The following is a 332-nucleotide window of genomic DNA, read 5'->3' as shown; positions in this document are numbered from 1 at the left end:
CGCAGGCGCGTGCCGAGGACATTGCCGGCAAAGGCGAACACCAGCCACAGCCAGCCGTGCAGGCTGCCCGAGATGATGCCGCTGAAGTAGGCGCCGATGTTGCAGCCGTAGGCCAGGCGGGCGCCGTAGCCGAGCAGCAGGCCGCCAGCCACGGCGGCGAGGAAGGAGCGCAGCGGCAGCTTCCAGACCGGGGCGTAGCGGCCGGCCAGGGCGGCGGCCAGCATGGCGCCGAGCACGATGCCGATGTCCATCACGGAGGTGATGTCCTGCGAGATCGGCGCGGCCAGGGCGGCGGCGTTGGCCTTGGTCGACCAGTAGGTCCAGCTGGCGAC

1 protein-coding gene is annotated in these 332 nt (G+C 71.7%); it reads right to left on the bottom strand.

Annotated features, from left to right (window positions below):
- The coding region (locus tag KVT32_RS29310; RefSeq protein ID WP_217619342.1) for a YeeE/YedE thiosulfate transporter family protein at nt 1-332 on the bottom strand (332 nt) is incomplete at both ends.

Origin of the sequence: Achromobacter sp. GbtcB20, assembly GCF_019091095.1 — a bacterium.
Taxonomy (GTDB): Bacteria; Pseudomonadota; Gammaproteobacteria; order Burkholderiales; family Burkholderiaceae_B; genus Achromobacter; species Achromobacter mucicolens.
Note: the sequence above shows the minus strand (reverse complement) of the source record. Positions and strands in the feature narration are given on the sequence as shown.